The following is a 25,499-nucleotide window of genomic DNA, read 5'->3' as shown; positions in this document are numbered from 1 at the left end:
GCCCTGGTTCCAGCTGGCCAGGCCCTCGCGGCCATCAAAAAAACAGACATTCTGACCGGTGGAGTAGCCACACGCGTTCACCCCCACCGCCGACAGCCGGTTCTCCCGGATGGCCTGGCTGACCGCGGCAAAATCCACTTCCGAAGCCAGCAGGCGGCGCAGCGGGCTGTTGTTAAGCAACGCCATGGGCATGGCCTGGTCGGGGCCGGCCATCAGGCGGCGGGCCACACTGGTCATGTTGCGCAGGATATCGTAGGTCTGACTGCGGTAGATCTGGTCCACCCTGAGGTCGGACCAGATGCGCTCGAGCCGGGATACGTTGTGGCGGAAAATACCACCGCCTCCGGCCAGGGCAAGAGCGTTGATGGCGCCGGCGGAAGTGCCGACGATGACCCGGAACGGGTGCTCCCAGTCCGGGTAGAGGTCGGAAATCGCCCTCAGCACACCCACCTGGTAGGCCGCCCGGGCCCCACCGCCGGTCAGTACCACCCCTGTTTCGATCATAGGCTCCTACCTTCTGTCTTGCCGCCGTCGACCAGGCCCACTGCCAACGGCGGGTTGCGGATCATGGTTTCAGAACGGATTCCGGTATCAGCGATTCAGCGCCTTGCGCAACTGCTTCAGGGTACGGGTATTGAGCAGGTGTTTTTTCTCCATCCAGCCCCGACGGGCCTGAGCCACCCCCAGGTGCATGAAGCCCAGGTGATCGGTGGCGTGGGCGTCGGTGGACACCACCCCCAATACGCCCGCCTCCCGCAGCATGCCGGCGTAGCGGCCCGCCAGATCCAGGCGGCTGGGCTGGGCATTGATCTCCAGGCAGCAACCACGATCGGCGGCCGCCTCGATGATGGCCTCCAGGTCGATCTGATAGGCCTCACGCTCGTTGATCAGCCGACCCGTCGGATGACCCAGGATATTGAAACGAGGGTTGTCCATGGCGCGGAGCACCCGCTCGGTCTGCTTCTTCCTGGACAGGTCGAACTTGGAGTGGATGGAGCAGACCGTCAGGTCCAGCTCGTCCAACACATCGTCCGGCAGGTCAAGATTGCCGTCCTCCAGGATGTCCACCTCGATGCCCTTGAGCACGGTGATGCCGTCCAGTTCGTCGTTGAGTCTCTCGATGGCGCTCATCTGCTGGCGCAGGCGTTTGGCATCCAGGCCCTGGGCCATGGTCAGGCGTTTGGAGTGGTCGGTGATGGCGATGTAATCGTAGCCCAGGCGCTTGGCCTCCTCTGCCATTTCCTTGATGCCGTGGCGGCCGTCGGTGGCGCTGGTGTGCATGTGCAGGTCGCCGCGAATATCCTTTTCCAGTACGAGATCCGGCAGGCGATCCTTCTGCGCGGCCTCGATCTCGCCCTTGTTCTCCCGCAGCTCCGGCGGAATCCAGGGCAGGTCCACCTGCTCGAATACCTCTTCCTCGGTCTTGCCGGCGACTCGTTTGCGGCCCCTGTACACACCGTACTCGTTGACCTTGAGCTTGCGCTCGCTGGCCATCTTGCGAATGGCCACGTTGTGGGCCTTGGAACCGGTGAAATAGTGCAGCGCAGCGCCGAAGCTGACGTCCTTGACCACCCGCAGGTCCACCTGCAGGCCGGACTTGAGGTAGACCGTGGCCCGGGTCTTGCCGCGGGACGCCACCTTGGCCACCTCCGGGTGGCTGGTGAAGCGGTCCATCACCGGCTTGCTGTCCTCGCAGGCCACCAGTATGTCCAGGTCGCCCACGGTTTCCTTGCGCCGGCGGTAGCTGCCAGCCACTTCGATCTGGCTGACCTCGTCCAGCTCGTCAAGGTAATCCACCAGCGGGCCGGCCACCTGCTCCGCCTCCCCCAGCCGGGTGCGCCGGTCCCGGTCACTGACCTTGTCCACCTCGTCGAGGATCTTCTTCTCGGTCTTGGCGCCAAACCCTGATACTTCGCGGATCTTGCCGTCCTTGGCGGCCTTCTTGAGTTCTTCCAGAGTACCGATGCCGAGTTCGTCATACAGCTTGCGGGTGCGTTTGGGCCCCAGCTGGTCCAGGCGCATCAGCTCACTAAGCCGGGCAGGCACCTCTTCCTGCAGCTCCTTGAGCTGGGGCAGGCTGCCGGTGCGCACCAGTTCCTCGATCTTGCCCGCCAGGTCGTCGCCGATGCCCTTGATCCTGCTGAGGTCCTCGCCCTCCTCCAGACGATCCTCGATAGGCCGGGAGGAGCCCTCGATGATGTTGGCGGCGTTGCGGTAGGCACGCACACGAAACTCGTTGGCATCCTGGATTTCCAGCAGGTCAGCCAGCTCGTGGAACTTGCGGGCGATCTCGGCGTTATGCATCGACGGGCCTCCTGTTTCCCCACCAGGGCGGTTGTCCGGGAAATGTGCTTTCTGTCAGTCTAACACTCAGATCCGACCTCAACACCGAACCTGGAGGTGACCATGTTTCTGTCCGTGCAACTGTCCTATTACCCTTTGGCCGACGACTTCAAGCCGCCCATCAAGGCGTTGATAGCCCGCCTGGAGCAGAGTGGCCTGGAGGTGTACCCCAACCGTATGAGTACCCAGATCTTCGGGGACTTCGATGAGGTCATGAAGGTGCTGTCGGAGACCCTGCGCTGGTCGTTCGAAACCTACGGCAAGGCGGTGTTTACCGCCAATATCATGGAAGGGGACCGGCGGCCCCGGTCGTGACCGGAGGCGCCGGCGTCAGGCGGGTTTAAACGGCTGCGGTGGTGTCATTCCGGGCACGCCAGGCCTGCTCGTTGGCGAGGGTGGCCTTGGGCTGGAGCATGGCGAAATCCAGCTCGTCCAGGGCCTTGCCGTCCTTGAGGCGCTGCACAAAATCAGGATTGGCCAGGGCTTTCTTGCCCACCGCCAGTAACGCGCCCTGGTACTGGTTGGCGATCTCCTGGTAGCTCTGCTCGGTGATGCCACCGTTGACGATCAGGCCGATACCCGGCACCCGCTGCACCACCTGGGCGAGGGAATCGTTGCCGCCGATCAGGGCCTGGCGGTTGACCTCGGCGTCGGTGGTGTGGACGAAGTCGGCGCCGGCATCCCGAACCGCCACCACGATCTGCTCGAAGCCGGCCTGGCCTTCCGGCAGCTGGTAGTCCGGATCTGTGACCGTGCCCTGGGACAGCCGGATGCCCACCGGATAGTCCGGGCCCACTTCTTCCCGCACGGCCCTCACGACCTCCTCTACCAGCCGCAGCCGGTTGGCGAGCGTGCCACCGTACTGGTCATCACGCTGGTTGAAATGGGTGCTGAGGAACTGGTTGAGCAGATAGCCGTTGGCCCCGTGCAGCTCGATGCCGTCAAAACCGGCCTCCCGTGCCAGCCGCGCCGACTGCCGGAAGCCCTCGATGGCGTGCCGGATATCCGCCTCGGTCATGGCCTTGGGGGTCAGCCATTCCTTCTGGTCGCCATAGAGCCCAAGGGGCGCACCCTTGGGTACCACTGCACTGGGTGCCAGGGGCTGGCTGGTGAATCGGTTGGCCTGGAACTGGGCGCCGGCGTGCATGAGCTGGACGAAGATCCGGCTGCCGGCGGCGTGCACCCGCTCGACAATGGCCCGCCAGCCGTTGGCCTGTTCGAAATTGATCAGTCCGGGCTGGTTGGCATAGCCCTGGCTGGCCTGGTTGTCGGTGTAGGTACCCTCGGTAATGAGCAGCCCGAAGCCGCCTCTGGCGTAGCGCTCGTACTGCTGGGCCATGAGGTGGGTGGGGGTGCCATCGGCCTCGGCACTGGTCCGGGTCATGGGCGCCAGCACAAAACGGTTAGCCAGATTGACGGATGTAAACTCGGTCGATTCAAGAACGTTTGTCACTGCAGTACCTCCTGAAACAGTGTCCGCAAAACCAAAGGAAGAGTCTCACCGCTTCTGCTTCGGGAAGAAACCGGAAAAAACTGCCAGACTCGTTCAACCGGACTGAACAACGGCCCCGCGACCTTTGGCGCAGGGTGGCGGCCGATGGGTGCTGCTAATCTTGGCGGAACGGTTTGCCCCTGTCCGAGGCTGGCTTCATGACGTCCGACATTCACCACGCCCCCATCGCTGAGCGCATTGACTGGCTGATGGCCCTCAGCCGCAGCCATTCCGAACATTTCTGCAGCCCGGAAGAGCAGTTGGCCAGACAGCGCTACCTGGCCGAGCACGACTCCCTGATCATCGGCATGAAGTGCATGGACGGGCGCATTCACCTGCCCTACGTCACCCAGACGCCACTGGGCGTCATTCAACCGTTTCGCAACCTCGGTGGCATTTTCGACCTGGGCTGGCCCTACCTGGGGGACATGCTGACGGATACCGTGACCGCCGCCGTCAGGGAGGGCCGTCGGGTACTGGTGATCATCACCTATCACTATTCCCGGGGTCATCGCAGCCGCGGCTGCGCCGGCTTCGACTGCAACCGGGACGCGGCTTTCGAGCACGCCTGCGGCATCCGCGACCAGATGGAAACCCTGTTCGGCGCCGGCCACCAGACTGTCTTCCCCCTGGTGTGCGGTTTCGAAACCGACGAGGATGCCCTGGTGCTTCACGGCCAGGGAGCCCGTAGCCAGCAGACACTGGCGGTCTCGGAGCTGACTGCGGAACAGGCAGACACATTGGCGGGGCGACTGGCAGCGCTCTATCCGGACATGCCCTGGCAGATCCAGCGGGACCTGTTACCCCTGATTGAGGGCAACCTGCGCCATATCGGGGAAGTCCGTCAGGTCCCCCGCGCGCTTGCCATTGAACACCGGGAGTGGGTGATCTGCCTGGGCCGGGGCTTCGACTTCCTCCACCTACCCAACGTGGCGCTGATCATCGGACCCTTCAGCCCGGACCTCTCCCACCCGATCCGCCAGGCCGCAGGCATCATCCAGGGCAACATGAAGCATGGCCGCATACCGGACGACGGTTTTCTGCTGCTGGCGTCGGCGCCCTACCAGGAGCCCGGTACCCAGAAAGCCCGCGCCGGACTCAAGTCCCGCTTCCTCAGTGAGTTTGGCGCCGAAGTCATCCGCCAGGCGTTCCCGGAGCTGGCGGCGAGGATGGTCACCCGCAGTGCCGTACTGCACTGGCCCGAGCGCCGGCTTGAAATGCAGCCGTAGGCCTCAGGCCGGCTTCTGGAACAGGGCCACGTCCTTGACCGGAATCTCCAACTGGCAGCCCAGCCTGGAGGCCAGCCAGGCCAGCGTCGCCTCGCGATAGAACACGATGTGGGTGGGGTCGCGCCGGTAATGCCAGTTGGCAAAGCGGCGGTCGTCGGTCTGGAAACAGGTCATCACCGCCAGCCAGCCGCCCGGGCGCAGCAGTTCGTCCAGGCCTGCAAAAGTGCCGGCGGGATCCCGCAGGTGCTCTGCCACCTCGGTACAGGTGATGAAGTCGTAGCGGTGGCGCAGGGCCTCCTCGTCACGACGGTAGATGGGATCGTAGAGCGTCATCTCCATGCCGGCGTCTGCCAGCATCGATGCCAGGGCGGGGCCCGGGCCACAGCCAAAATCCAGCCCCCTCAGGCCAGGCCGCAGCCGGGCCAGCAGCGGTTGCGCCAGTTTGGCCAGGAACCGCTGGTAGCCCGGATCGTCGGCGTCGTTCTCGTGCAGGTCGTAGACCGCTTTTTCCTGATCGGGGTCCGGCCAGTGCGGCCGGTCCATCAGGGTGGCCTGGCAGTCGCCGCAACGCAGGTAGGTCTTGCCCTGGACTCTGGCAAAGTCAGCCAGGGCATGACCCCGGCAGACGGTACAGCGAGTCAGCGACGGCGCCGTGTCAGTGGTCATGACCCCCACTTTCGTTACCGGCGCCATTATGGTCGTGGCCCATCACCTCACCGCCCAGGGGCTGGACCGCCAGCTCCACCTGGACCTCCGGCGCGCCCTCGAAGCGCAGGGTCAGCGGTACCCGCTGGCCCTCCTCCAGCGGCTGGTCGATCATCTCCAGCATCAGGTGGTAGCCCCGGGGCTTGAGCTCAACCGTCTTGCCCGCCTCGATCACCAGGCCTTCCGGCATGGGTTCCATACGGAGCATTTCCATGTGGATGCGGTTTTCGTGGATCGATACGTTCTGCGCCCGTGGCGATGACGCCCCTACCAGAGTGACGGCATTGTCGCCGTTGTTGGTGATGGTCATGTAGCCGGCTGCCATGCTCACCGCCGGCGGCGTGGGCCGGCTCCAGGGGTGGTCGATGGTGAGCGGACCGGCACTGTATTCGTGGGCCGCCACTGGCGTTGCAAGCAGGCAGGAAAGTACCAGAAAACCCGGCAAACGGAGCGTCATCGTTGATCTCGTCCTTGGCTGAATGTGTTGCCCTAGTCTTGCCGCAACCACCCTTGCCTGGCAAGTGCTTCGACTGTCTCGGTCCGGCCTGCGGCGCTATTGCGGGCTGACCCGGGCCAGCACCCGGGCCGGGCGGGTCAGCGGCAACGCCAGGATCACGCCCTCATTGGACGCGGCGTAAGTGCCGGTCAGGGCACTGATGTTGACCTGATGGGAGACTAGCACAATGGGCGGACCCGGCGGCAGCGCGTTGACATTCGCGACGGTCGCGTCGGTCTGGCGGTCGCGGTCGCCGCGACCCTGGAAGAAGGAGTTCAGTGATGGCATGTCGGTGACTTCGCCGATGTCCATGGCGGTTGCGGTGTCACGGCAGCGGCACCACTGGCTGGTGAACACCCGGGCCCGGTCGATGCCATTGGCCTCCAGGTAGGGACCCCAGGCTTTGGCCTGGGCGCGACCGGCGTCGTTGAGGTTGCGCTGGGTCGAGCAGTCACCGAGGGTGAAATTGTCCGGGTCGCCGAACCCCGGCGCCAGGGCATGGCGCAGCATCAGCACCGCCTCGCCCTCGGCCAGAGCCTTCATGGCCGCCGCCTCGTCGGCCTGGCCGGGCAGCGCCGGCAACAGGAGCAGCAGCAGGAGTAGGCCGGACATTAGGTTCCGAGCCGGTTTTGCAGCAATCCCTCTGGCGGTCATTCCTTTCATCGCAGCCCCTTTCATGGCAACGCCTCCACAGTCACTGTCTGGCACGATAGCACCCGAAAATTTACGTGGGGAAGCGAAAAACCGGTCAAAAAAGGCGCCTGAAACCGCTATTCTTGGCGGACCCATTTTTCAAACCCGAGCCAGGGAGACCCACCATGCCCATCTGGGTTGACGCCGATGCCTGCCCGGTGGTCGTGCGGGAGATTCTGTTCCGCGCCGCCCAGCGCTGGCAGGTCACCACCACCTTTGTGGCCAATCAGGCCGTTCGGGTGCCGCCCTCGCCCTATCTCAAAACCCGTCAGGTACCTCAGGGCTTCGATGTGGCCGACGATGAGATCGTGGCGCAACTGAGTCAGGGCGACCTGGTGATCACACAGGATATTCCGCTGGCGGCGGAAGCCATCGAGAAGGGTGCGGACGTCTTCAATCCGCGTGGCCAGGCGTTTAGCCGGGAAAACATCCGGCAACGACTGGCCATGAGGAATTTCATGGAGGAGTTGCGTAGCGCCGGTCAGGTCACCGGCGGCCCGGCCAGCTTCTCCCAGGCCGATCGCAAGGCCTTTGCCGACCAGCTCGACCGCTGGCTGCAGCGCTACGCCCGCAAGTGATGCCCCGGGCACCGGGCCCGGGGCGGTGAAAATGGTTTAACTGTTCTCGATCCGGAAGCCGACTTTCAGGGCCACCTGGAAATGTCCCACCTTGCCGTTCTCGATGTGGCCGCGGGTTTCGGTCACCTCGAACCACTCCATGTTCTTGATGCTCTTGGCACCCTGGGCAAGCGCATTCTGGATCGCATCATCAATGCTGTTTCGCGACGATCCCACCAGTTCGACCTTCTTATAGACATGATGATCGGACATCTAGATCTCCTTCTTTGCATTGCTGGTTATGGCAGTATGGCACACAGGGGGGCGGTGACTTCAAATCCGGGCCGAACCGGAGCCTGCCCCTGCCCGTATCTGAATTGACCAGTGAACGACAGGGAGATCACCGATGCGTCCGACTGCCTTTTCCAGCACCCGGCGCTGGCGCCTGCCAGCCATGGGGCTCGTTGCCCTCCTATGCGCCTTGCCGACCAGTCTGGTGGCGGCGGAAACGTTCCAGTCCCGATATCACGATTACCGGGTGGAAACCGTGGTGGATGGGCTCGAACACCCCTGGAGCATGGTCTTCCTGCCGGACGGTGATCAGCTGGTCACCGAGCGGGCCGGACGCCTGCGCCGTATCCAGCAGGGCACCCTGGTGGCCGAACCGGTCGCCGGTGTGCCGGAGCTGGTGGTGGCCGGCCAGGGCGGCCTGCTGGACATCCTCCTGCACCCGGATTTCGCCGACAACCGCATCCTGCTGCTGAGTTACTCCCACAGCAATATGGACGGCATGACCACCCGCGTGGCCAAGGCCCGCTACCGCGACGGCCGGCTGGAGGACGTGGAGGTGATCTTCGAGGCCCTGCCCCGCTCCAACACCAGCCGGCACTTTGCCGGCCGGATGGCCTTTGACGAGGACGGCAGCCTGTACATCGCGGTGGGAGACCGGGGCGAGATGGACCGGGCCCAGGCCACCGATGACGACGCCGGCGGCGTGCACCGCATCTCCCTGGACGGCAAGCCTGCACCGGGCAACCCCTGGCTCAATGAGCCTGACGTCAACGACACCTTCTTCACCTACGGCAACCGCAATATCCAGGGCATGGTACGCCACCCCCGAACCGGCGCCATCTGGAGCCACGAACACGGCCCCCGCGGTGGTGACGAAATCAACATCCTGACCCGTGGCACCAATTACGGCTGGCCCGAGATCACCTACGGCATCGGCTACAGCGGCCTGCCCATTACCGACCAGACCCACAAACCCGGCATGGCCCAGCCGCTGCACTACTGGGACCCGTCCATCGCCCCCTCCGGCATGGACTTCTATTTTGGCGAGGCCTTCCCGCAGTGGCAGGGCGACCTGTTCGTGGGGGCCCTCAAGTTCCAGAAGCTGGTACGCCTGCGGATCAACGACAAGCTGGAGGTGGTGGAGGAAGAGGACCTGCTGACGGATCTGAATGACCGGATCCGCGCGGTCTATCAGGGCCCGGACGACGCCCTCTGGGTGCTCACCGACGAAACCAACGGCCGGGTGCTTAGGCTGACGCCGCCCTGAGGGCTCAGTCGCCGTAGCCGGTGAGCTCCATGTAGCCCACACCGGTGTGGGAGCCTCTGACCGTGACCGGACTCTCCCAGTAGGGAAACAGACCGGTATTCCAGTAGTCCCCGGGACGGGCTGTCACGGTCAGCTCGACGCCCTGGTCAGGAAGGCGCAGCTGCCATTGGCTGGGCACCGCACCGCGGGAGATCTCCCGGCGGCTGATAGCGCTGATCCGGAGGTCTTCCTGCCGCAGGCTGACCGGCTCGCCGCCGGCCGGTATCCAGGTACCGGCCCGGAAGCCGCCGGCGTCGGCGCCCGACTCCCGCAGCCGGAAGGCCATCAGTTTGTCGCCACTGTCCAGGTGCAGCGCGAACCAGTCCCAGCCCTGCTGGCCGGCCTTGAGAAACTGGCTGCTCCATTCCCGATCGAACCATCCCGTGCCGGAGACCTGGTGGCGCTGGCCCGCGAGCACCACTTCCCCCTCGATGGCCAGGTCCACATAGCTGAAGTACATCGAGCCCTCGCCGCTGGCGGATTTTGCACTGAAGCCGTTATCGCCGTGGCGCACCGGCTCACGGCCGGGCGTCAGGGTCAGGTCGAAGGACCAGTCCCCGGTGCTCACCTGCAGACGCCAGTGGCCGGCCTCGGTCTGGCGTAGCTGCCAGTGGTCGAGCCAGACCGCGAAGGGGGTCGCCCGGGCGCCTGCATGACCGATGTCCGCCCGCGCCAGGCGCTCGGCGAAACGGTGCTCGCCGTCCAGGGAGACCGCGGCGTGGGCCATCCAGACCGCCTGTAATGGCCAGTCCGAGGCCGGTGGCGGCGGCGCCTGCGGTGACCGTGGCTCCAGGGCCTGGCGGAACTGGGTCCACTGCAGGCCCAGGGGCTCGCCGGCGGACGTGGTCAGATTGGCGGTCAGATACCACCATTCGATGCGGTGGGCAGGGTGTGGTCCCAGGTCCTCCGGCAGCTGGATACGGTCACCGGGGCCCGGCTGCCGATAGTCGCCCTGCTCCGCCGTTGACAGGGATTCACCGAGACCGGCGAAGCCCTCCGGCGCGCCGGAGGAGGACGGCTCGCAGGCAGCCAGCATCAGGCTCAGCAGCAGCGCCGTCAGTGTTGCCCGCCGTGAGCGGGTCATCTGCGGGAGGTCGGCCATCATCGCTCGGCCCCCGCCACCAGGCTGGCGGTCATCGGCGCCGGCGCCCGGCTCCGGGACTGGCGTATCACCAGGCCGGCAATCACCAGGCCGATCAGCCCGCAAAGAGCCAGCAGCTGCAGCCAGAACAGCGGGTAGACGGCCATCGGCAGCGACCAGCCGAAGGCCAGCGGATTGATTCGCGCCACCAGGGCCCAGGTCAGGAAGATGCCCGGTAGCAGCGCCGCTGTGGCCACCAGGAGGGTCAGGGCCACGCCCTGGCCGCAGAGCAACCGGTACAGCCGCCGCCGCGGCAGGCCCCAGACCCGGATCAGCTGGTAATACCACTGCCGGGCGGCGAAGAAAACCCAGCCCATCAGCAGCAGGCACAGGCCCGCCAGCACCAGGGTGAGGACGCTGATGGCCTGGGTCAGCACAAAGGTCTGACGGAAGACGCCGGTGGCGATGCTTCGCACCTGGGCGTTGTCCCGTACCGACAGCTCGTCCACCCCCCAGGCCGAGGCCAGCTGCGACCGGATCTGTCCCAGGTCGGCTGTGGACACCTCCAGGGTGAGGCTGACGTACGCCGGCTGCCAGCCGGAAGCAACCGCCGCCGGGGGCAGCAGGATCTCACCGGTGGGCCGGCCATAATCAGCGTAGACCGCCACCACCGTCCGGCTCTGGCTCTCGCCCGCGACCGTCAGCGCCAGCGTATCTCCCGGCGCCAGCCCCCGCCTGAGGGCCAGCTGTTCGTTGACCATCACACCCTCCCCGGCCAGCGCCTGCCAGGGCTGCTCCACCGCCGCCAGAAACGACCAGGGCGCCAGCAGCGCCGCGTCCGGAGGCAGCACCAGCAGGTCCACCGACTCGCTGCCCAGCTGGGCCCGGCCCCGCCGCACCGGATGCCAGGCGCTTACCGCGTCGGACCGGTCCAGGATCCGCTCGGCCGCAGCCATGGAGGCACCCGCCGGCAACTCGATGTAGTAGTCGCCCTGCAGACGCTGGTCGAGCCAGTCCAGGAAGCTGGCCTCGAAGGTGGTCACCAGGGCATGCACCGCGATCACCATGGCGGCGGCAAACTGCAGCGCCACCGCCGGCAGGGTCAGACGCCGGATCATCACGCCCAGCTCCCGCCGCGACCACAGGGCAAGCGGGTCCCGCGCCCGGTCGGCCAGCAGCCTCACCAGACCGGACAGCAGCAGCGGAGTCAGCCAACCGGTACCGGCCAGTACCAGCGCAATGGCCACAAACACCAGCCACAGCTGCTGGCCCCAGACCGCCAGGCCCACGCCCAGCGCCATCAATGCCAGCCCGGGCCAGATCCTCGCCGGCGCGGGTCCCCTCACCGGCCGCCGCCAGACATCCAGGGCACACCAGAGCGCCACCAGCAGAATCACAGTGAGAACCAGCAGATAGGACATCCAGTCGCGGTCGTCGGCGTACAGCCGGACGTCAAACAGACTGGTCATGGCCTGACCGAAACCCTGGCCCAGCCAGCGCGCCAGCAGTTTGCCCAGCAGAATACCGGGCGCCGCCGCCAGCAGCGCCAGCGCCACCAGCTCCGCCACCAGCCAGGCCCGCAGCCGGCCCTGCCTGACCCCGAAGCGGTGCAGCAGCGAGAGCCCGGCCCGGCGCTGAGCCAGGCCCAGGTTATAAACACTGCGCACCAGCAGGGCGGCAATCAGCAGCACCAGCACGCACAGGGCATCCAGGTTGAGCAGGAAGCTGTCCGCCAGCTCGCCGGTGGCAAGGCCGCCAGGCAGGTCGCCGATGTGGTAGGTCGCTGGCAGCGCCTCGCCCGCGTGATGATCGGCGATCAGCAGCCGCAGCCGGCTGTCATGCCCCTGATCCGCGATAGCGACGGCCTCGGCAATGTCCATGAAAGGCTGGCCCTGGAGGCGTTCGCCGTCGCCCTCTGCCTGGGACTTCTTGAAACACCCCATTGCCAGGGCATCAATTCCCACCACACGGCCTTCGGGTGGGGGCCTGGACACCTCCAGCCAGGGCGCCACACAGACGCCCTGGCGCCGCAGCTGGACGAAGTCAGACACCGAAACCGGCTGGTCGTCGGTACGCACCACCTGCTGCTGCCCGGCCATGGTCTGCTCCGCCTGCTGCATGCTGTCCCGAGCCTGGCGGGTGAGCTCCCAGACACCGGTCCACAGCCCCGTGGCCATGGCCAGAATGGTCACCAGCGCGACCAGCTGGAGCGGGTGGCGACGGTAATGGCTGAGCAGGGCGGGCAACAGTGTCATGGCCCTAGTCCCGCTGGCCCAGAGTGAAGCTGCGGTCGCAGCGCTCCGCCAGTTCCGGGTCGTGGGTGGCCAGGATCAGCGGGCAGCGGTAGCGCCGCTGGAACCGGAACAGGGTATCGGCCACCCGGGCGGCGGTGCGCCGGTCCAGGCTGCCGGTGGGTTCGTCCGCCAGGATCAGCCGCGGCGCCATGGCAAACGCCATGGCCAGGGCAGCGCGCTGACGCTGGCCACCGGAGACCTGGTCGGGAAAGCGGTTGCCCAGGCCACCCAGGCCCAGGTCCTCCAGCCAGGCATCGGTGTCCGGCCGCTGCCGGCCCGCAAGGCCGGCCCGCAGACGCAGGTTCTCGGCAAGCGTCATGGCCGGCATCAGGTTGGCCTCCTGGAACACGGTGGCGATGTGGCGGCGGCGCAGTTCCGTCCAGCGCGCCTCATCGGCGCTGGTGAGCGCCTCGCCGAACAGGCGGATGCGGCCCTCGGACCAGGTGTCCAGGCCGCTGAGCAGATTCAGCAGGGTGCTCTTGCCGGAGCCGGAAGGACCCATCAGGGCCAGGGATTCAGCATCCGCCAGGGTCAGGTCCAGGCCCCGGAACACCGTGACGGTCTCACCACCGGAGCGGAACTGTTTGGTCAGGCTCTCAACGCTTACCAACGGGTCGGTCAAACCGGGTCTCCTGGGCTGGGAATAAAAACAAGGCAACCGGAGCACCAGCCGCCTGGATCAGTGCGGGTCGTTGGTGCGCTCGAGTTTGTCATATTGGGGGATCTGGTCGGTGATTTCGAACCAGTCCGCCGCCGATGCCACATAGACGTGGCTGGCGGGCTGCTTGCCGATGGGTTCGTTGATGACGCCAAGGCGCAGGCGCAGGATACCGGGAATGGCATCCACCCGGCTGTAGAGGGCGCTGCCGCAGTTGCTGCAGAAGGCCCGGTATTTGCCGGGCCGGGACTCGTACTCCCGCACCAGCCCGGCGCCGGATTCGAGCTGCCAGTGCACCCGCTGGATGGGGGCGCTGGCGGAAAAGGCACTGCCATGGACCCGGCGGCACTGGCTGCAGTGACACAGGGCAATGGGCCCGAGCGGGCCCTGGTAGGTAAAGCGGACGCCACCGCACAGGCACTGGCCTGTCAGCATGATCTCTCTCCCGTCAGGTGAACGGACGGTGGCGCTTGGGGCTCAGTCCTCGTGCCGGGGCACGATCAGCACCTTGCCATCGCGCTCCCCGGCCGCTGCGGCCGCCACCGCCTGCTTGATCTCGGCCACATCATACTCCGCCGCGATGCGGGCCTGAAGCTTGCCTGTGGCAATGAGCTTGGTGAGCTGGCCGAACACCTTCACCTGGTCTTCCTGGCTGGCGCGCTCGAACCACTTGGCCAGCCAGAAGCCCTTCACAGTGACGCCGCGGAACACGATGTTGCGGGGGGAAACCTGGCAGGGCTCGCCACTCATCATACCGTAGTTCACCAGGGTGCCGCCCTCGCTCAGGCAGTCGGCGATGTGGTCGGTGGAGGCACCGCCGACAGCGTCGATGGCCAGTTTGACCTTGCCGTCGCCCACCGCTTCCCGAATCCGCTTGTGCAGGTCCGGACCGTCCACCAGCACCAGGTCACCGCCCTGCTGGCGCACGGTCTCCACCGCGGACTCCCGGCGCACCACGTTGATGGTGCGGAAACCCTTGATGGCCGCCAGCTGGATCAGGTAGCCGCCGACGCCGGAATTGGCGGCGTTCTGGATCACCCAGTCGCCGGCCTGGAGGTCGACAAACTCCGACAACATCAGCAGCGCGGTGGGCGGGTTGATGGTCATCATCGCCAGCTGCTTGGGATCGGCTTCGTTGGGGAGGGGGATCAGCTTGCGGGCGTCGGCGATGACGTGGCTGGCCCAGGTGCCGATGCCCACTGGCAGCAGCACGGTCTGGCCCAGGTCCGGGCCCTGGGTGTCAGGCCCCAGCTCCACCACCCGGCCGACGCCCTCGTTTCCGCCCACGGCGGGCAATGACGGCAGCATGCCGTACTCGCCGGTCAGGGTCAGCACATCGGAGGGATTGATCGGAGCGGCGATCACCTCGACCCGGGCCTGGCCCGCCTCCAGCTCCGGCGGCTCCATGGCCACTGCCTGGATATGCTCCTCTGGCACCGGGCCACGCTTGTCGTACTGGGCTTTCAACATGATCATCTCCTGGTTGAGGCCGGTTCTGGTATCGCTGCGACCGGCGCTGGCAATGGCAGTCAGCCCAACAGCATAGAAGCTGGGCGGCCCCGGCGACAGGGTCAAATCAGCCAGCCTGCTGGTGAACGCGGCCAGTCCCGATAACGCATCGGGCCGGCCGCTTGAAGAACCGGGCCGGTGACACCACCGTATAGGTTCATCCATCAGCCAACGCCAGCAACTGCAGCAGCTTCAGCAACTACAGACCGCCAGCGAAGGAGGACACAGATGTCATTCGAGAAGATGCCAGCCATCGGTATGGGAACCTTCCGTCTCAAGGGTGACACCGCCCGGGAAGCGGTCAAGACGGCGCTGTCCCTGGGCTATCGCCACATCGATACGGCCCAGATGTACGAAAACGAAGCGGCGGTGGGCGATGGCGTAACCTCCAGCGGCATACCCCGGCGCAATGTATTCATCACTACCAAGGTGTGGTTCGACAAACTGCGGGCCAGCGACCTGATCAACAGCCTGCGGGAGAGCTGCGAGCGACTGAAAACCGACCACGTCGACCTGGCCCTGATCCATTGGCCCTCCCCGGATGACGAGGTGCCCATGAAAGAGTACCTGGGGGCGCTGCGGGATGCCCAGCGGGAAGGCCTCACCGACCACATCGGCATTTCCAATTTCACCTGTGCCCAGATGGACCAGGCCCGGGACATCCTGGGGGACACTCCCATCTTCACCAACCAGGTGGAGGTGCATCCCTTCCTGGCCAACCGCAAGGTGGTGGATCACGCCGGCAAGCTGGGCATTCCGGTGACCGGCTACATGCCGCTGGCAGTGGGCCGGGTCATGGAGAACGAGACCCTGCAGCGCATCGGCCGCGAGCACAACGCCACCGCCGCCCAGATCGCCATCGCCTGGATTGCCGCCCGCGGGGTGGTACCGATTCCGTCCTCCACCCGGCCGGAACACCAGAAAGCCAACCTGGAGGCGCTCGACATCCACCTCAGCGACAGGGAAATGGACGAGATCTTCAGCCTGGATCGCAACGAGCGCATCGCCGATACCGACTTCGCCCCGGACTGGGACTGACCGGCTGCGGCGCTACTCCGGGTCCGGCAGCGGCAGCACAACCAGGGCCAGGAGGATTCCCGCCAGGGGTACCAGCATGGCCAGGGCAAGCCCCAGCGTGTAGAGGGTGAGCAGGCTGAACAGGCACCACAGCAGTGGCAGCAGCACCAGCAGCCAGCGCCAGGCCCGGGTCAGCAGCGGCGCCAGCAGCAGGCTACCGGTGGCCGTGACATCCGGGGTCAGCCCGAACAGGGCAATGGCGCTGGCCTCTCCCGCCGTGGCCGGGGTCAGCCAGGGCAGCACCAGCAGCACCAGCGCCCACAGCACCAGCAGCAACCGGCCGCGCCCCTGCGCTGGGGCCAGCCGTGCCGGCGGCCGCCAGGCACCTGCCACCGCCGCCGTCACCATGGCCTGGGCCACGAAGGCATAGCCGAAATAGGTCACTGGCCAGTTGATGGGGGCATAGTATTCGGCCGTAAAGCCCAGCCCGGTGAAGATCCACGCCAATGCCAGCAGCGCCACTGCCAGCTTGCGGGCCAGCACCGTGGCCCGGGTCAGCAGCAGCGGAATCGCCAGCCCCGCCACCAGGGCCACCAGCTGCAGCGGCCAGACCGCCTCGTTGAACCTTACGAATAGCCGCAGGTAGACCTCCGGAGTGAACATCACCAGGTCCGAGAGCGCGTAGTCCCACGTCATCAGAGCGCCTCCACGTAACGCACCATGCGCGCCCGCTGCTGCGGATCCGGCAGCCGGCCGAACTGGGCGCCCATGTTCTCGTTCATGTGCTCGACGCTGGTGGTGGCGGGGATGGCGCAGGTCAGCGCCGGGTGGGACACGATGAACTTGAGGAAGAACTCGGCCCAGTTGCTGCAGCCGGCCTCCCCTGCCCACTCCGGCAGCGGCTCGGACTGGAACCGGGAGAACAGGCGGCCGCCCTGGAAGGGCCGGTTGGCGATGACCGCAATGCCCCGCTCACGGGCCAGTGGCAGCAGCCGCTCCTCCGCCCAGCGGTCGACAATATTGTAGGTGAGCTGGACAAAATCCAGTGGCTCACTGGCCATGATGTCCTCGAACTCGCCCAGACGCCGGCCATGGGAGGTGGTGATGCCGAGATAGCGGATCTCGCCGTCGGCCTTCATCTGTTTGAGTGTGTCCAGGTGGGTCTGCCAGTCCACCAGGTTGTGGATCTGCATCAGGTCGAATCGCTCCACCCCCCAGAGCCGACGGGACTCGGCCATCTGCTCCCGGCCGGCCTGCTGGCCTCGGGTCCAGACCTTGGTGGCGGCGAAGGTCTGCGGGTAGGCGTCGAGACGGGGGAGCAGGCGCCCCAGCACCGCCTCCGCGGTGCCGTACATGGGGGAGGAGTCGATCACCGAGCCTCCCTGCCGGAAAAATGCCTCCAGCACACGGGTGCGCTGGTCCAGCAGGGCCGGATCCTCCCCGACGTTGAAGGTTCGCCAGGTGCCCATGCCGATCACCGGTACCGATTCGCCGGTCGCCGGTATGGCTTTGGTGATGGGGTCGCCGCCCCCGCTCTGGGCCAGCAGGGGCGGGAAGCGAGTGATCAGGCCCGCCGCGGCCATGGCCGCCAGCAGTCGCCGACGGCTGATGGAGAACGCCATGGATGCCTCCCGGAGTCTGTAACCTTGGGAATACCGCTCACCCGACGTTACCAGAACCGGTCCCGGGCGTCAGGTCAGACCGCGTACTGGCGATCCAGGTAGCGCAGGATCCGGGCCGACTCGAACAGACTCTCGCCGGTATTGGGATCTTCCAGGTAGGGTACCTGGACCCGGTTGTGGGCCTGGAAAAAGGCGTCGCGCTTGCCCCCCGGCAGGGGCCGGTAAGGACCGGGCTTGATACGCTGGGCGGCCGGGCCGATTTCGGTCCACTGCTCCTTGCCCAGATTGTGCAAACGGTAGGGCAGCTCCAGCTCACAGAGACGTTCACGCACCAGCCGGGAGTAGGGGCTGCCCTCAAAGCTCCACAGCGCCAGCGGCTTTTCCGGCGCCAGCGCCGCTTTTGCCCTCACGCCCCGCAGGCCGCTGACCGCGGACGCCAGCGACCCCAGCGCGGGCTGGTAGACCCGGCTGCGGTAATAGCCCGGCACCGGCCGGCCACCGTACTGCTGGAACAGGTAGGCGCAGATGTCCCGGGACTCGTACAGGGTCTTGCCGGTGTTCTCATCCACCAGCAGCGGAAACTGCTGACGACCGCCAATGGCTTCGGCCTCGGCACGATACCGCCGCCCGCCGCGGGGGCAGGGGCGGATGTCCGCATCCAGGTGCAGCGCCGTCAGCGCCTCCCGCACCCGACGGCAGTGGGGGCAGGCCTCGATGTCGTAGAGCACCAGCGGCTTTTCCGGCTGACGGGCGGGCTTGACCACCAGACAGCCGCGCCAGGCTGTCAGTGAGGAAGTGGCGACCGAAGCCAGTACGGCAAGGTTGTGGCGTAGGGCGTTGCTCATCCGTCGATACCTTCTTTTGGATTTCCGGCTTTTGGGTTTCCGGGTTTTGGGGTTCCGGCTTTAATGTTTCTGCACTGTGTCGTCAGGCGCTGATCAATGTTTCTGATCGAACCGGGGCGACCGACCGCCGATTGCGAAAAAAACGCCAGAATACAGGAGGCTGGCATCAATGGCATGGCCGGAGCGCCACCCGGGACGCTGCGCAGGTGCAACCGGCGCCGGCACCCGGACTCAACCGTCCTTACACGCTGTCACAAAAATCCCCTGAAAACAGTGACCCTACTGGCACTTTTAAACGTCATGTAGAGCTTTTCCACATAGTAGATGGCGGAATAATGAGCTATCGTTAATAAATCTGAACCCGACTCTCCACCCAAACCCGGACTTGTCCTGTATGCCGCACCGCCGTGCTCCCCTGCTGCCGTCGCTGTTCTCCCGGCTTACGCTTGCCTGCGGCCTGGCCGCCCTGGTTGCCCTGCCGCTGGCCGCCGAGCCCCGCACCTGGAGCGGCCAGGTCGAGGCCCTGGCGGGCAAGTCCCTGAGCGACCCGACGGCCTTGAGCGTGGCGGCCATCCCCCTCAACGGCCCCGGCCTGGAACAGTTCGTCAACGCCGACCAGCCCATGAATCCAGGCTCCATCATGAAACTGGTGACCACCTACGCGGCGCTGGAGATCCTCGGCCCCACCCACAGCTGGGACACCCGCTTCTATGCCACCGGAGAGCTCGAGGGCAACGTCCTGGACGGCGACCTGTACGTGCAGTTCGGCGGTGACCCCAAGCTCACTATCGAACGGCTGTGGGCAACCTTGCGGGAACTCCGGGGTATGGGCATCGACACCATCACCGGCGACCTGGTACTGGATGGCGAGGTGTTCCGTCTGCCCGCCGGTCTGCCGGTATTCGACGACAATGGCGACAATCCCCATGCGCCTTTCCTGGTGGAGCCGTCCGCCTACCTCGCCAACCTCAACCTGCTGCATTTCCAGGTCCGGGCCGACGAGCGTGGCACCCAGGCCTGGAGCACACCGGACCTGGGCCAGGTGGTGATCGACAACCGGGTGGTGGCCACCGCAGAAAGCAACTGCCCGGCCCGCCGCCAGTTCCAGTGGCAGCCCATCAGCCACGCCGATGGCCGGGTCACGGTGCGGGTCACCGGTGAACTGCCACGGGGCTGCCGCACCTCCACCTACCTGTCGCTGCTGCCCCACCGCCAGTACACCGCTGGCCTGATCCGCTCCCTGTGGCAGGAACTGGGGGGCACCCTGGCGGGCACCGACCGGTACGAGGCAACACCCGACAACGCCCGGCTGATGATGGTAAGCACCTCACCCGACCTGGTCACCACGGTGCGGGATATCAACAAGTGGAGCAGCAACGTCATGGCCCGCCAGCTGCTGCTGAGCCTGGGGGCTGCGCACCGTCAGCCGGATGAGGAAGACGACCGGGTCGCCGGTATCCGGGTGATCTACGAGTGGCTCGCCGCCAAGGGCATCGACACCGCCGGCATGGTCATCGACAACGGTGCCGGCCTGTCCCGCTACGAGCGCCTGACCGCGCGCCAGACTGGCCGCATTCTCCAGCATGCCTGGAGCAGCCCCTTTGCCGCTGACCTGATGGCCTCGCTGCCACTGATCGCGATGGACGGCACCATGGGCCGCCGGTTGCGCAATACCGCCCTGGAGGGCGAGGGCCGCATCAAGACCGGTTACCTGCAGGATGTGCGCTCCATTGCCGGCTTCACCCGCGACAAGTCCCACACCAGCTGGGCGATCGTGGGCATGGTCAACCACAGCCCGGCCTGGAACGGCCAGGCCCTGCTGGACAAGGTGCTCTATTCGCTTTATTACGAGCCGCCGGTGGGTACCGCCCTGTCCCGGGCACCGGTCACGGGAGTCCGGGTCCAGTAACAGAAAAGGCGCCGAAAGGCGCCTTTTTTGGTTCGCTGGTCCTCAGACTGTCAGGTAACCGCCGTCCACGTTGATGCAGGTGCCGGTGGTGTAGCTGGAGGCCCCGGAGACCAGGTAGAGCACGGTACCGGCCATCTCGTCCGGGTCCGCCATGCGGTACATGGGAATATGGGTGAGGGCCTGCTTCTTGATGCTCTCGTTGGTGGTCAGGGCACTGGCGAACTTGGTGTCGGTCAGGCCCGGCAGCAGCGCGTTGACCCGGATCTTCTGCTGGCCCAGTTCCTTGGCGAAGGCCTTGGTCATGGAAATCACCGCGGCCTTGGTGACCGAATAGATGCCCTGGAAGTGGCCCGGGGCCACGCCGTTCACCGACGCCACGTTGACGATGGCGCCACCGCCCTGCTTCTTCATCAGCTTTGCGCCACGGGCGCACATGAAGAAGTAGCCCCGGATATTCACATCCACGGTCTTCTGGAAGGCACCCAGGTCGGTGTCCTCGATGGGGCCGAAGTGGGGGTTGGTGGCGGCATTGTTCACCAGGATATCCAGCCGGCCGTGGGTTTTCTCGATGTGGGCCCAGACCGCCTCGATCTGGTCCATCTCGCCGATGTGGCAGGCATAGGCCTCGGCGCTGCCGCCGGCGTCACGGATGCTCTGGGCCACCGCCTCGCAGCCGTCGATCTTGCGGCTGCTGACGATCACGTGGGCGCCATAGTCCGCCAGGGTACGGGCCACGCTCTCACCGATGCCGCGGCTGGCGCCGGTGATCAGGGCCACTTTGCCGGACAGGTCAAACAGGTCTTTCTTGCTCATGATTCACTCCAGGACCGGCCCGTGGCGCTGGCGTACCGCGCTCGGGCCATGGGTTATCGGAAGGTCACCAGGGCGGGATCCTCCGCTTCCAGGTGACTGTAGTTGTTGAAGACTGCCAGGCTGCGGCGGGAGCCGGAATAGAGCACCCGGGTGACGCTGGTGTTGGCGATCACCTCGTTGAGCCCGAGGGCGCGGCGGTCGTCCAGGTCCAGCAGGCTCTGCACCATCACCGAGATGGGTCCACCGGAGGTGGCTACCAGCACATCGGTGCCGTCGGCATACTCGATCAGCTCGTCCAGGGCCGCGAGCACCCGGCGCTTGAAGCCGCTCCAGGTTTCCTCGTAGTCGTGGTCGTACTCCCCGCTGGCCCAGCGTTTGACGGCATTGACGAAGGCCTCCTGAAAGGCCCGGGAGGGCTTGGGAAACGCCGCCAGGTCCCGCGCCATCACGGCACGGTCGGCCCACTGCGGGCGATAGCTCTGGATCACCGCGTTGTGATCGAACTCGTCGAAGCCGGCCACTGCCTGCATGTCCGGCAGGCTGCCGGCATAGCCGCTGGCCATGGCCTCCACGGTCTCCCGGTGACGCTTGAGGTTGCCGCCGAACACCGCGCCCGGCGCCACCTTGCCGGACAGCCAGCGGCCCAGTACCCGGCCCTGCTGCCAGCCCTTGTCGGAGAGCTGGTCGTAGTTCTCCTTGCCAAAACTGGCCTGGCCGTGACGGATCAGATACAACGTTGCCATTACAGGTCGCTGGCCTCGATCAGGCGCTGGCAGCGTTTCTCCAGGTACTGGCTGGCGTAGCCGAAGCTGGCGAAGCGCTTGTCCTTGGTCTGGCCATGGTAGTAGCGGTAGTAGATCTGCTGGATGATCACCGCCAGCCGGAACAGGCCGTAGATTTCGTAGTAGTCGAAGCGCTCCACCGCGAAACCGGAATGTTCCAGGTAGTAGTCCACCACCTCCCGGCGGGTCAGCATGCCGGGGCGATGGGTGGGCTGGCGCCGCAGCATCTGGAAGGGGACTTCGTCGTCCTTCTCCACCCAGTAGGCCAGGCTGTTGCCCAGGTCCATCAGGGGGTCACCGATGGTGGCCATCTCCCAGTCCAGCACGCCGATCACCTGGAAGGGGTTGTCCGGATTGAGCACCACGTTGTCGAAGCGGAAATCGTTGTGGATGACCACCTGGGCCACGTCTTCCGGCATCTTGTCGTCGAGCCACTTCATCACCTGCTCGAAATCCCCCACGTCCTCGGTGCGGGCCTTGCGGAAGCGGTCGCTCCAGCCGCGGATCTGACGCTCGACGTAGCCCGGCCCCTTACCCAGATGGTCCAGGCCGGCAGCCTTGGGGTCCACCCGGTGCAGGTCCACCAGCTTGTCGATGACGTTGACACAGAGCTTGCGGGTGTCCGCTTCGCTGAGCTCGAAACCCTTGGGGAAATCCTGGCGCAGGATGATGCCCTTGAGCCGCTCCATGACGTAGAAGTCGCAACCCAGCACGCTGTGATCGTCGCAGATGGCGATGATCTCTGGCACATAGGGATACACCGGCTTCAGCGCCTTCATGATGCGGGCCTCCCGCAACATGTCGTGGGCGGACTTGGGAATCTTACCGAACGGCGGCCGCCGCAGTACGAAGGAGCGGTCGCCGTAATCCACCTGGTAGGTCAGGTTGGAGGCACCGCCGGGGTACTGGCGAATCTCCGGCTCGCCCTTGAGGTCCGGAATGGCCTGCTTCATGAAACGGTCGACAGCGCCGGCGTCCAGCTCCTCGCCTTCGCGGATGTCAACGGCCTGGTCAATCTGGGTCATGGTCGGGTCTCCTGCTTGTGGCAATCACTGCGCGCGGGCAGCGCCGCCCATTTTCTTCATCCAGCGCTTGCTCTCCTGGTGCATGAGCCAGTCGAAGGCCCAGGGCGCATGGCGCTTGAGGATCCACATGCGGCGTTCCTTGACGTGGGGCAGCACCCAGAACTCGCCTTCCCGTACCGCGCGGTGAATGTCTTCGGCGACATCGTCCGCGGTGATGTTGGAGCGCTTCATCAGCTTGCCCACGTTCTGCTGGATACCGGCAATGTCGGAGCGCATGGAGGCGGTGAGGTTGGTCTGGAAGAAGGCCGGGCAGACACAGCTGGTGTGAATGCCGAAATCCCGCAGTTCCTGGTGCAGGGTCTCGGACAGCGCGATTACACCGGCCTTGGAGACGTTGTAGCTGCTCATCAGCGGGGCCAGCATCAGGCCGGCCATGGAGGCGACGTTGACGAAGGCGCCGGCGCCCTGCTGCTTGAACAGCGGTGTGAAGGCCTTGCAGCCGCGCACCACCCCCAGCACGTTGATGTCCAGGATCCACTCCCAGTCGGTCAGGGTGCTGTCCTCGATGGTGCCGGCGGTGGCAACGCCGGCGTTGTTGACCACGATATCGACGCCGCCCCATTTGGCGGTCAAATCGTCACGGATCTTCTCCAGGTCGGTGAGCCTGCGCACGTCGCAGTCCACGTAGTAGCCTTCGCCGCCGTGGGCGGTGATCTCACGGGCCACGGTGGCGCCCTGCTCGGGATTGATGTCGCCGATGCAGACCCGGGCGCCGTCGCGGGCATAGCGCAGGGCCAGGGCGCGGCCCAGGCCACTGGCGCCGCCGGTGATGAATACTCGCTGTGTCATGGTGTTGGTCCTGGTGGCAAAGGAATTACTTAGCGTACTTTCTCATTTCCAGCCGCGCCACCATGGCACGGTGGACCTCGTCGGGGCCGTCCGCCAGCCTCAGTACGCGGGCGTAGGCATAGAGCTCGGTGAGCGGGAAATCGTCGTCGCTGACACCGCCGCCACCGTGGATCTGGATGGCCTGGTCAACAATGGTCTGCAGCATCTGCGGGATCACCGCCTTGATCATGGACACCTCACTGAGGGCGCCCATGATGCCTTTGGTATCCAGCAGCCAGGCACATTTCAGGGTCAGCAGCCGGGCCTGCTCGATGCTCATGCGGGCGTTGGCGATGATGTCCGGGTTGCCCCCCAGCTTGGCGATGGGCCGGCCGAAGGCCTCCCGGGTCATGGCGCGCCTGATCAGCAGTTCCAGGGTGCGCTCGGCGGCGCCAATGGCCCGCATGCAGTGGTGCACTCGGCCCGGCCCCAGGCGGCCCTGGGCGATCTCGAAGCCGCGGCCCGGGCCGGCAATGATGGCGCTCTTGGGCAGGCGCACATCGGTGAAGCTGACCTCGCCATGGCCGTAGGGCTCGTCATAGGCGCCGAACACCGGCAGCATGCGCTCGATCTTGATGCCGGGGGTGTCCAGCGGCACCAGCACCATGGAATGCTGGCGATGCTTGTGGGCAGAGGGATCGGTCAGGCCCATGAAAATGGCCACCTTGCAGTCCGGATGACCGATACCGGTGCTCCACCACTTGCGACCGTTCAGTACCACCTCGTCGCCCTCCACCGTGGCGGTGGCCTGCATGTTGGTGGCGTCCGATGAAGCCACGCCGGGCTCGGTCATGCAGAAGGCGGAGCGGATTTCGGCATTGAGCAGCTTGGGCAGCCACTGGGCCTTCTGCTCCTCGGAACCGTAGTGGATCAGCACTTCCATGTTGCCGGTGTCCGGCGCGTTGCAGTTGAAGATCTCCGGCGCGATGAAGCTGCGGCCGGTTTCCTCGGCAATCAGGGCGTAGTCGGAGTTGAGCAGGCCGCAGCCGTATTTCTCGTCCGGGAAGAACATGTTCCACAGACCCTGCTCCCGGGCCTTGGCCTTGAGCTCGCGGATCACCGGCAGCACCACCCAGCGATTGTCCTGCGCCGCCATCTCCTCGCGGTAGGCCTCTTCGATGGGAAAGATTTCCTCCTTCATGAAGGCTTTGACGCGCTTGAGATAGTCCTGACCTTTTGCGGAAATGGTAAAGTCCATGGCAGCTCCCCCACCGGTTGAGTATTGAGACGGTATCACCGAGTCCGGCCAGTCTAGGAGGGCATGCCGCATTACGCGACTGAATTATTCTTATCGTTTATCATTAGGTCCGTTTATTCACTGACGGAGCCGACCATGGCCCTGAATCGACTCGACCTGAACCTGCTGCACGTGTTCGACACCATCTTCCGGGAAGGCAGCCTGACCCGGGCGGCCCGCGCGCTGCACCTGACCCAGCCGGCAGTGAGCCACTCCCTGGCGCGGCTGCGGGAGCACTTCAACGACCCCCTGTTCACCCGCCAGGGCAACCAGATGGTCCCCACACCCCTGGCCCGGCGCTTTGCCGAGAGCATGCGGCCGGGCCTCACCCAGATCCAGAGCGCCGTCAACCAGTTCCATGCCTTTGACCCGGCCACCCAGCGCAAGACCTACTCCCTCGCCCTGCGGGATATCCTGGAATCCACCTTCCTGCCCCGGCTGATGACCCGGCTTGCCGCCTACCCGGATATCGAGATTGCCAGCCAGCGCATCGCCCGGCGGGACATGGAGACCCAGCTGGCGGCCGGCAAGCTGGATTTTGCCGTCGATGTGCTGCTGCCCATCAGCGACCAGACCGCCCACGAACTGCTGCGCAAGGACCGCCTGGTGGTGATCGCCCGCAACGGCAACCCGCTGATCCGGGGCGGCCTGACCATGGCCGACTACCTGGCCGCCCGCCATGTACTGGTGTCCTCCCGCAGCGAGGG

At 65.7% G+C, this 25,499-nt stretch carries 27 protein-coding genes; 7 read left to right on the top strand and 20 right to left on the bottom strand.

Features of this window, described 5'->3' with window-relative positions; genetic code table 11:
* Both R3280_RS09835 and polX read right to left on the bottom strand, forming a co-directional pair.
* Nucleotides 1-504, bottom strand: a 504-nt coding sequence (locus R3280_RS09835; protein WP_318998428.1) for a patatin-like phospholipase family protein, incomplete at its 3' end; no start/stop codon positions are given.
* Nucleotides 505-591: 87 nt separating this feature from the next.
* Complete coding sequence (polX, locus tag R3280_RS09830; RefSeq protein ID WP_318998427.1) at nucleotides 592-2,304, bottom strand: DNA polymerase/3'-5' exonuclease PolX; 1,713 nt, start codon at nucleotides 2,302-2,304, stop codon at nucleotides 592-594.
* A gap of 102 nt (nucleotides 2,305-2,406) precedes the next feature.
* Between polX and R3280_RS09825 the strand changes: the two genes are divergently transcribed.
* Nucleotides 2,407-2,658 (top strand): YkoF family thiamine/hydroxymethylpyrimidine-binding protein, encoded by a 252-nt coding sequence (locus tag R3280_RS09825; protein ID WP_318998426.1) that lies wholly within the window; start codon nucleotides 2,407-2,409, stop codon nucleotides 2,656-2,658.
* Between the two features lie 25 nt (nucleotides 2,659-2,683).
* Here the strand turns inward: R3280_RS09825 and R3280_RS09820 are convergent, their stop codons facing one another.
* Nucleotides 2,684-3,796: an NADH:flavin oxidoreductase gene (locus R3280_RS09820; protein WP_318998425.1), complete on the bottom strand. Its 1,113-nt coding sequence runs from the start codon at nucleotides 3,794-3,796 to the stop codon at nucleotides 2,684-2,686.
* 197 nt (nucleotides 3,797-3,993) lie between these two features.
* Between R3280_RS09820 and R3280_RS09815 the strand changes: the two genes are divergently transcribed.
* Complete coding sequence (locus R3280_RS09815) at nucleotides 3,994-5,064, top strand: carboxysome shell carbonic anhydrase domain-containg protein (protein ID WP_318998424.1); 1,071 nt, start codon at nucleotides 3,994-3,996, stop codon at nucleotides 5,062-5,064.
* A 3-nt stretch (nucleotides 5,065-5,067) separates the two neighbouring features.
* Here R3280_RS09815 and R3280_RS09810 read toward each other — a convergent pair whose 3' ends face one another.
* The 3 genes from R3280_RS09810 to R3280_RS09800 form a co-directional block, all read right to left on the bottom strand.
* A complete protein-coding gene (locus R3280_RS09810; RefSeq protein ID WP_318998423.1) occupies nucleotides 5,068-5,730 on the bottom strand; it encodes a class I SAM-dependent methyltransferase in 663 nt (220 codons plus the stop codon).
* Nucleotides 5,720-6,226, bottom strand: coding sequence for a copper chaperone PCu(A)C (locus R3280_RS09805; protein ID WP_318998422.1), 507 nt, complete (start codon nucleotides 6,224-6,226; stop codon nucleotides 5,720-5,722). The genes R3280_RS09810 and R3280_RS09805 overlap by 11 nt, the downstream gene beginning before the upstream one ends.
* 96 nt (nucleotides 6,227-6,322) lie before the next feature.
* Nucleotides 6,323-6,877, bottom strand: a complete 555-nt coding sequence (locus R3280_RS09800) for a histidine phosphatase family protein (RefSeq protein WP_318998421.1) — start codon at nucleotides 6,875-6,877, stop codon at nucleotides 6,323-6,325.
* Nucleotides 6,878-7,083: 206 nt separating this feature from the next.
* On the opposite strand from R3280_RS09800, the gene R3280_RS09795 reads away from it, so the two are divergent.
* Nucleotides 7,084-7,536 (top strand): YaiI/YqxD family protein, encoded by a 453-nt coding sequence (locus tag R3280_RS09795; protein WP_318998420.1) that lies wholly within the window; start codon nucleotides 7,084-7,086, stop codon nucleotides 7,534-7,536.
* Nucleotides 7,537-7,572: 36 nt separating this feature from the next.
* On the opposite strand, the gene R3280_RS09790 is transcribed toward R3280_RS09795, so the two are convergent.
* On the bottom strand, nucleotides 7,573-7,788 hold the full coding sequence (locus tag R3280_RS09790) for a dodecin (protein WP_318998419.1): 216 nt from the start codon (nucleotides 7,786-7,788) through the stop codon (nucleotides 7,573-7,575).
* 133 nt (nucleotides 7,789-7,921) lie between these two features.
* On the opposite strand from R3280_RS09790, the gene R3280_RS09785 reads away from it, so the two are divergent.
* On the top strand, nucleotides 7,922-9,073 hold the full coding sequence (locus R3280_RS09785; RefSeq protein WP_413468762.1) for a PQQ-dependent sugar dehydrogenase: 1,152 nt from the start codon (nucleotides 7,922-7,924) through the stop codon (nucleotides 9,071-9,073).
* 4 nt (nucleotides 9,074-9,077) lie between these two features.
* On the opposite strand, the gene R3280_RS09780 is transcribed toward R3280_RS09785, so the two are convergent.
* From R3280_RS09780 to R3280_RS09760, 5 genes are read right to left on the bottom strand one after another with little or no spacing between them, the layout of a single operon-like run.
* The gene (locus R3280_RS09780) at nucleotides 9,078-10,217 is read right to left on the bottom strand and encodes a lipocalin-like domain-containing protein (RefSeq protein ID WP_318998418.1); all 1,140 of its coding nucleotides are present in this window, start codon (nucleotides 10,215-10,217) and stop codon (nucleotides 9,078-9,080) included.
* Complete coding sequence (locus R3280_RS09775) at nucleotides 10,214-12,448, bottom strand: ABC transporter permease (RefSeq protein WP_318998417.1); 2,235 nt, start codon at nucleotides 12,446-12,448, stop codon at nucleotides 10,214-10,216. Before R3280_RS09775 ends, R3280_RS09780 begins: the two co-directional genes overlap by 4 nt.
* Nucleotides 12,449-12,452: 4 nt before the next feature.
* Nucleotides 12,453-13,109, bottom strand: a complete 657-nt coding sequence (locus R3280_RS09770) for an ABC transporter ATP-binding protein (protein WP_318998416.1) — start codon at nucleotides 13,107-13,109, stop codon at nucleotides 12,453-12,455.
* 57 nt (nucleotides 13,110-13,166) lie between these two features.
* Entirely contained in the window at nucleotides 13,167-13,580 is a 414-nt protein-coding gene (locus R3280_RS09765; protein WP_318998415.1) for a GFA family protein, read from the bottom strand.
* A 42-nt stretch (nucleotides 13,581-13,622) separates the two neighbouring features.
* The gene (locus tag R3280_RS09760) at nucleotides 13,623-14,615 is read right to left on the bottom strand and encodes a zinc-dependent alcohol dehydrogenase family protein (protein ID WP_318998414.1); all 993 of its coding nucleotides are present in this window, start codon (nucleotides 14,613-14,615) and stop codon (nucleotides 13,623-13,625) included.
* A 267-nt stretch (nucleotides 14,616-14,882) separates the two neighbouring features.
* Between R3280_RS09760 and dkgB the strand changes: the two genes are divergently transcribed.
* Nucleotides 14,883-15,692 (top strand): 2,5-didehydrogluconate reductase DkgB, encoded by an 810-nt coding sequence (gene dkgB / locus R3280_RS09755; RefSeq protein WP_318998413.1) that lies wholly within the window; start codon nucleotides 14,883-14,885, stop codon nucleotides 15,690-15,692.
* A gap of 12 nt (nucleotides 15,693-15,704) precedes the next feature.
* Here dkgB and R3280_RS09750 read toward each other — a convergent pair whose 3' ends face one another.
* The 3 genes from R3280_RS09750 to R3280_RS09740 form a co-directional block, all read right to left on the bottom strand.
* On the bottom strand, nucleotides 15,705-16,367 hold the full coding sequence (locus R3280_RS09750; RefSeq protein ID WP_318998412.1) for a DUF6064 family protein: 663 nt from the start codon (nucleotides 16,365-16,367) through the stop codon (nucleotides 15,705-15,707).
* Nucleotides 16,367-17,293, bottom strand: coding sequence for an aldo/keto reductase (locus R3280_RS09745; RefSeq protein ID WP_318998411.1), 927 nt, complete (start codon nucleotides 17,291-17,293; stop codon nucleotides 16,367-16,369). The genes R3280_RS09750 and R3280_RS09745 overlap by 1 nt, the downstream gene beginning before the upstream one ends.
* A 74-nt stretch (nucleotides 17,294-17,367) precedes the next feature.
* Complete coding sequence (locus tag R3280_RS09740) at nucleotides 17,368-18,138, bottom strand: glutathione S-transferase N-terminal domain-containing protein (RefSeq protein ID WP_318998410.1); 771 nt, start codon at nucleotides 18,136-18,138, stop codon at nucleotides 17,368-17,370.
* A gap of 394 nt (nucleotides 18,139-18,532) precedes the next feature.
* Here R3280_RS09740 and dacB point away from each other — a divergent pair, with 394 nt between their 5' ends.
* Nucleotides 18,533-20,047: a D-alanyl-D-alanine carboxypeptidase/D-alanyl-D-alanine-endopeptidase gene (gene dacB, locus R3280_RS09735; RefSeq protein ID WP_318998409.1), complete on the top strand. Its 1,515-nt coding sequence runs from the start codon at nucleotides 18,533-18,535 to the stop codon at nucleotides 20,045-20,047.
* Nucleotides 20,048-20,089: 42 nt separating this feature from the next.
* Here the strand turns inward: dacB and R3280_RS09730 are convergent, their stop codons facing one another.
* Genes R3280_RS09730 through R3280_RS09710 form a run of 5 tightly spaced genes read right to left on the bottom strand, consistent with a single transcriptional unit; the run spans nucleotide 20,090 to nucleotide 24,753 of the window.
* Nucleotides 20,090-20,860, bottom strand: a complete 771-nt coding sequence (locus R3280_RS09730; RefSeq protein ID WP_318998408.1) for an SDR family oxidoreductase — start codon at nucleotides 20,858-20,860, stop codon at nucleotides 20,090-20,092.
* Between the two features lie 53 nt (nucleotides 20,861-20,913).
* Entirely contained in the window at nucleotides 20,914-21,603 is a 690-nt protein-coding gene (locus R3280_RS09725) for a histidine phosphatase family protein (protein ID WP_318998407.1), read from the bottom strand.
* Nucleotides 21,603-22,667: a phosphotransferase family protein gene (locus R3280_RS09720; RefSeq protein WP_318998406.1), complete on the bottom strand. Its 1,065-nt coding sequence runs from the start codon at nucleotides 22,665-22,667 to the stop codon at nucleotides 21,603-21,605. The genes R3280_RS09725 and R3280_RS09720 overlap by 1 nt, the downstream gene beginning before the upstream one ends.
* Before the next feature lie 24 nt (nucleotides 22,668-22,691).
* Nucleotides 22,692-23,516, bottom strand: coding sequence for an SDR family oxidoreductase (locus R3280_RS09715; protein ID WP_318998405.1), 825 nt, complete (start codon nucleotides 23,514-23,516; stop codon nucleotides 22,692-22,694).
* A 25-nt stretch (nucleotides 23,517-23,541) separates the two neighbouring features.
* Entirely contained in the window at nucleotides 23,542-24,753 is a 1,212-nt protein-coding gene (locus R3280_RS09710; RefSeq protein ID WP_318998404.1) for an acyl-CoA dehydrogenase family protein, read from the bottom strand.
* 135 nt (nucleotides 24,754-24,888) lie between these two features.
* Between R3280_RS09710 and R3280_RS09705 the strand changes: the two genes are divergently transcribed.
* On the top strand, nucleotides 24,889-25,499 hold a 611-nt coding region (locus tag R3280_RS09705), incomplete at its 3' end, for a LysR family transcriptional regulator (protein ID WP_318998403.1).

It is taken from the genome of Marinobacter sp., from assembly GCF_033722195.1.
Taxonomy (GTDB): domain Bacteria; phylum Pseudomonadota; class Gammaproteobacteria; order Pseudomonadales; family Oleiphilaceae; genus Marinobacter.
This window is presented reverse-complemented; position numbering and strand designations above follow the sequence as displayed.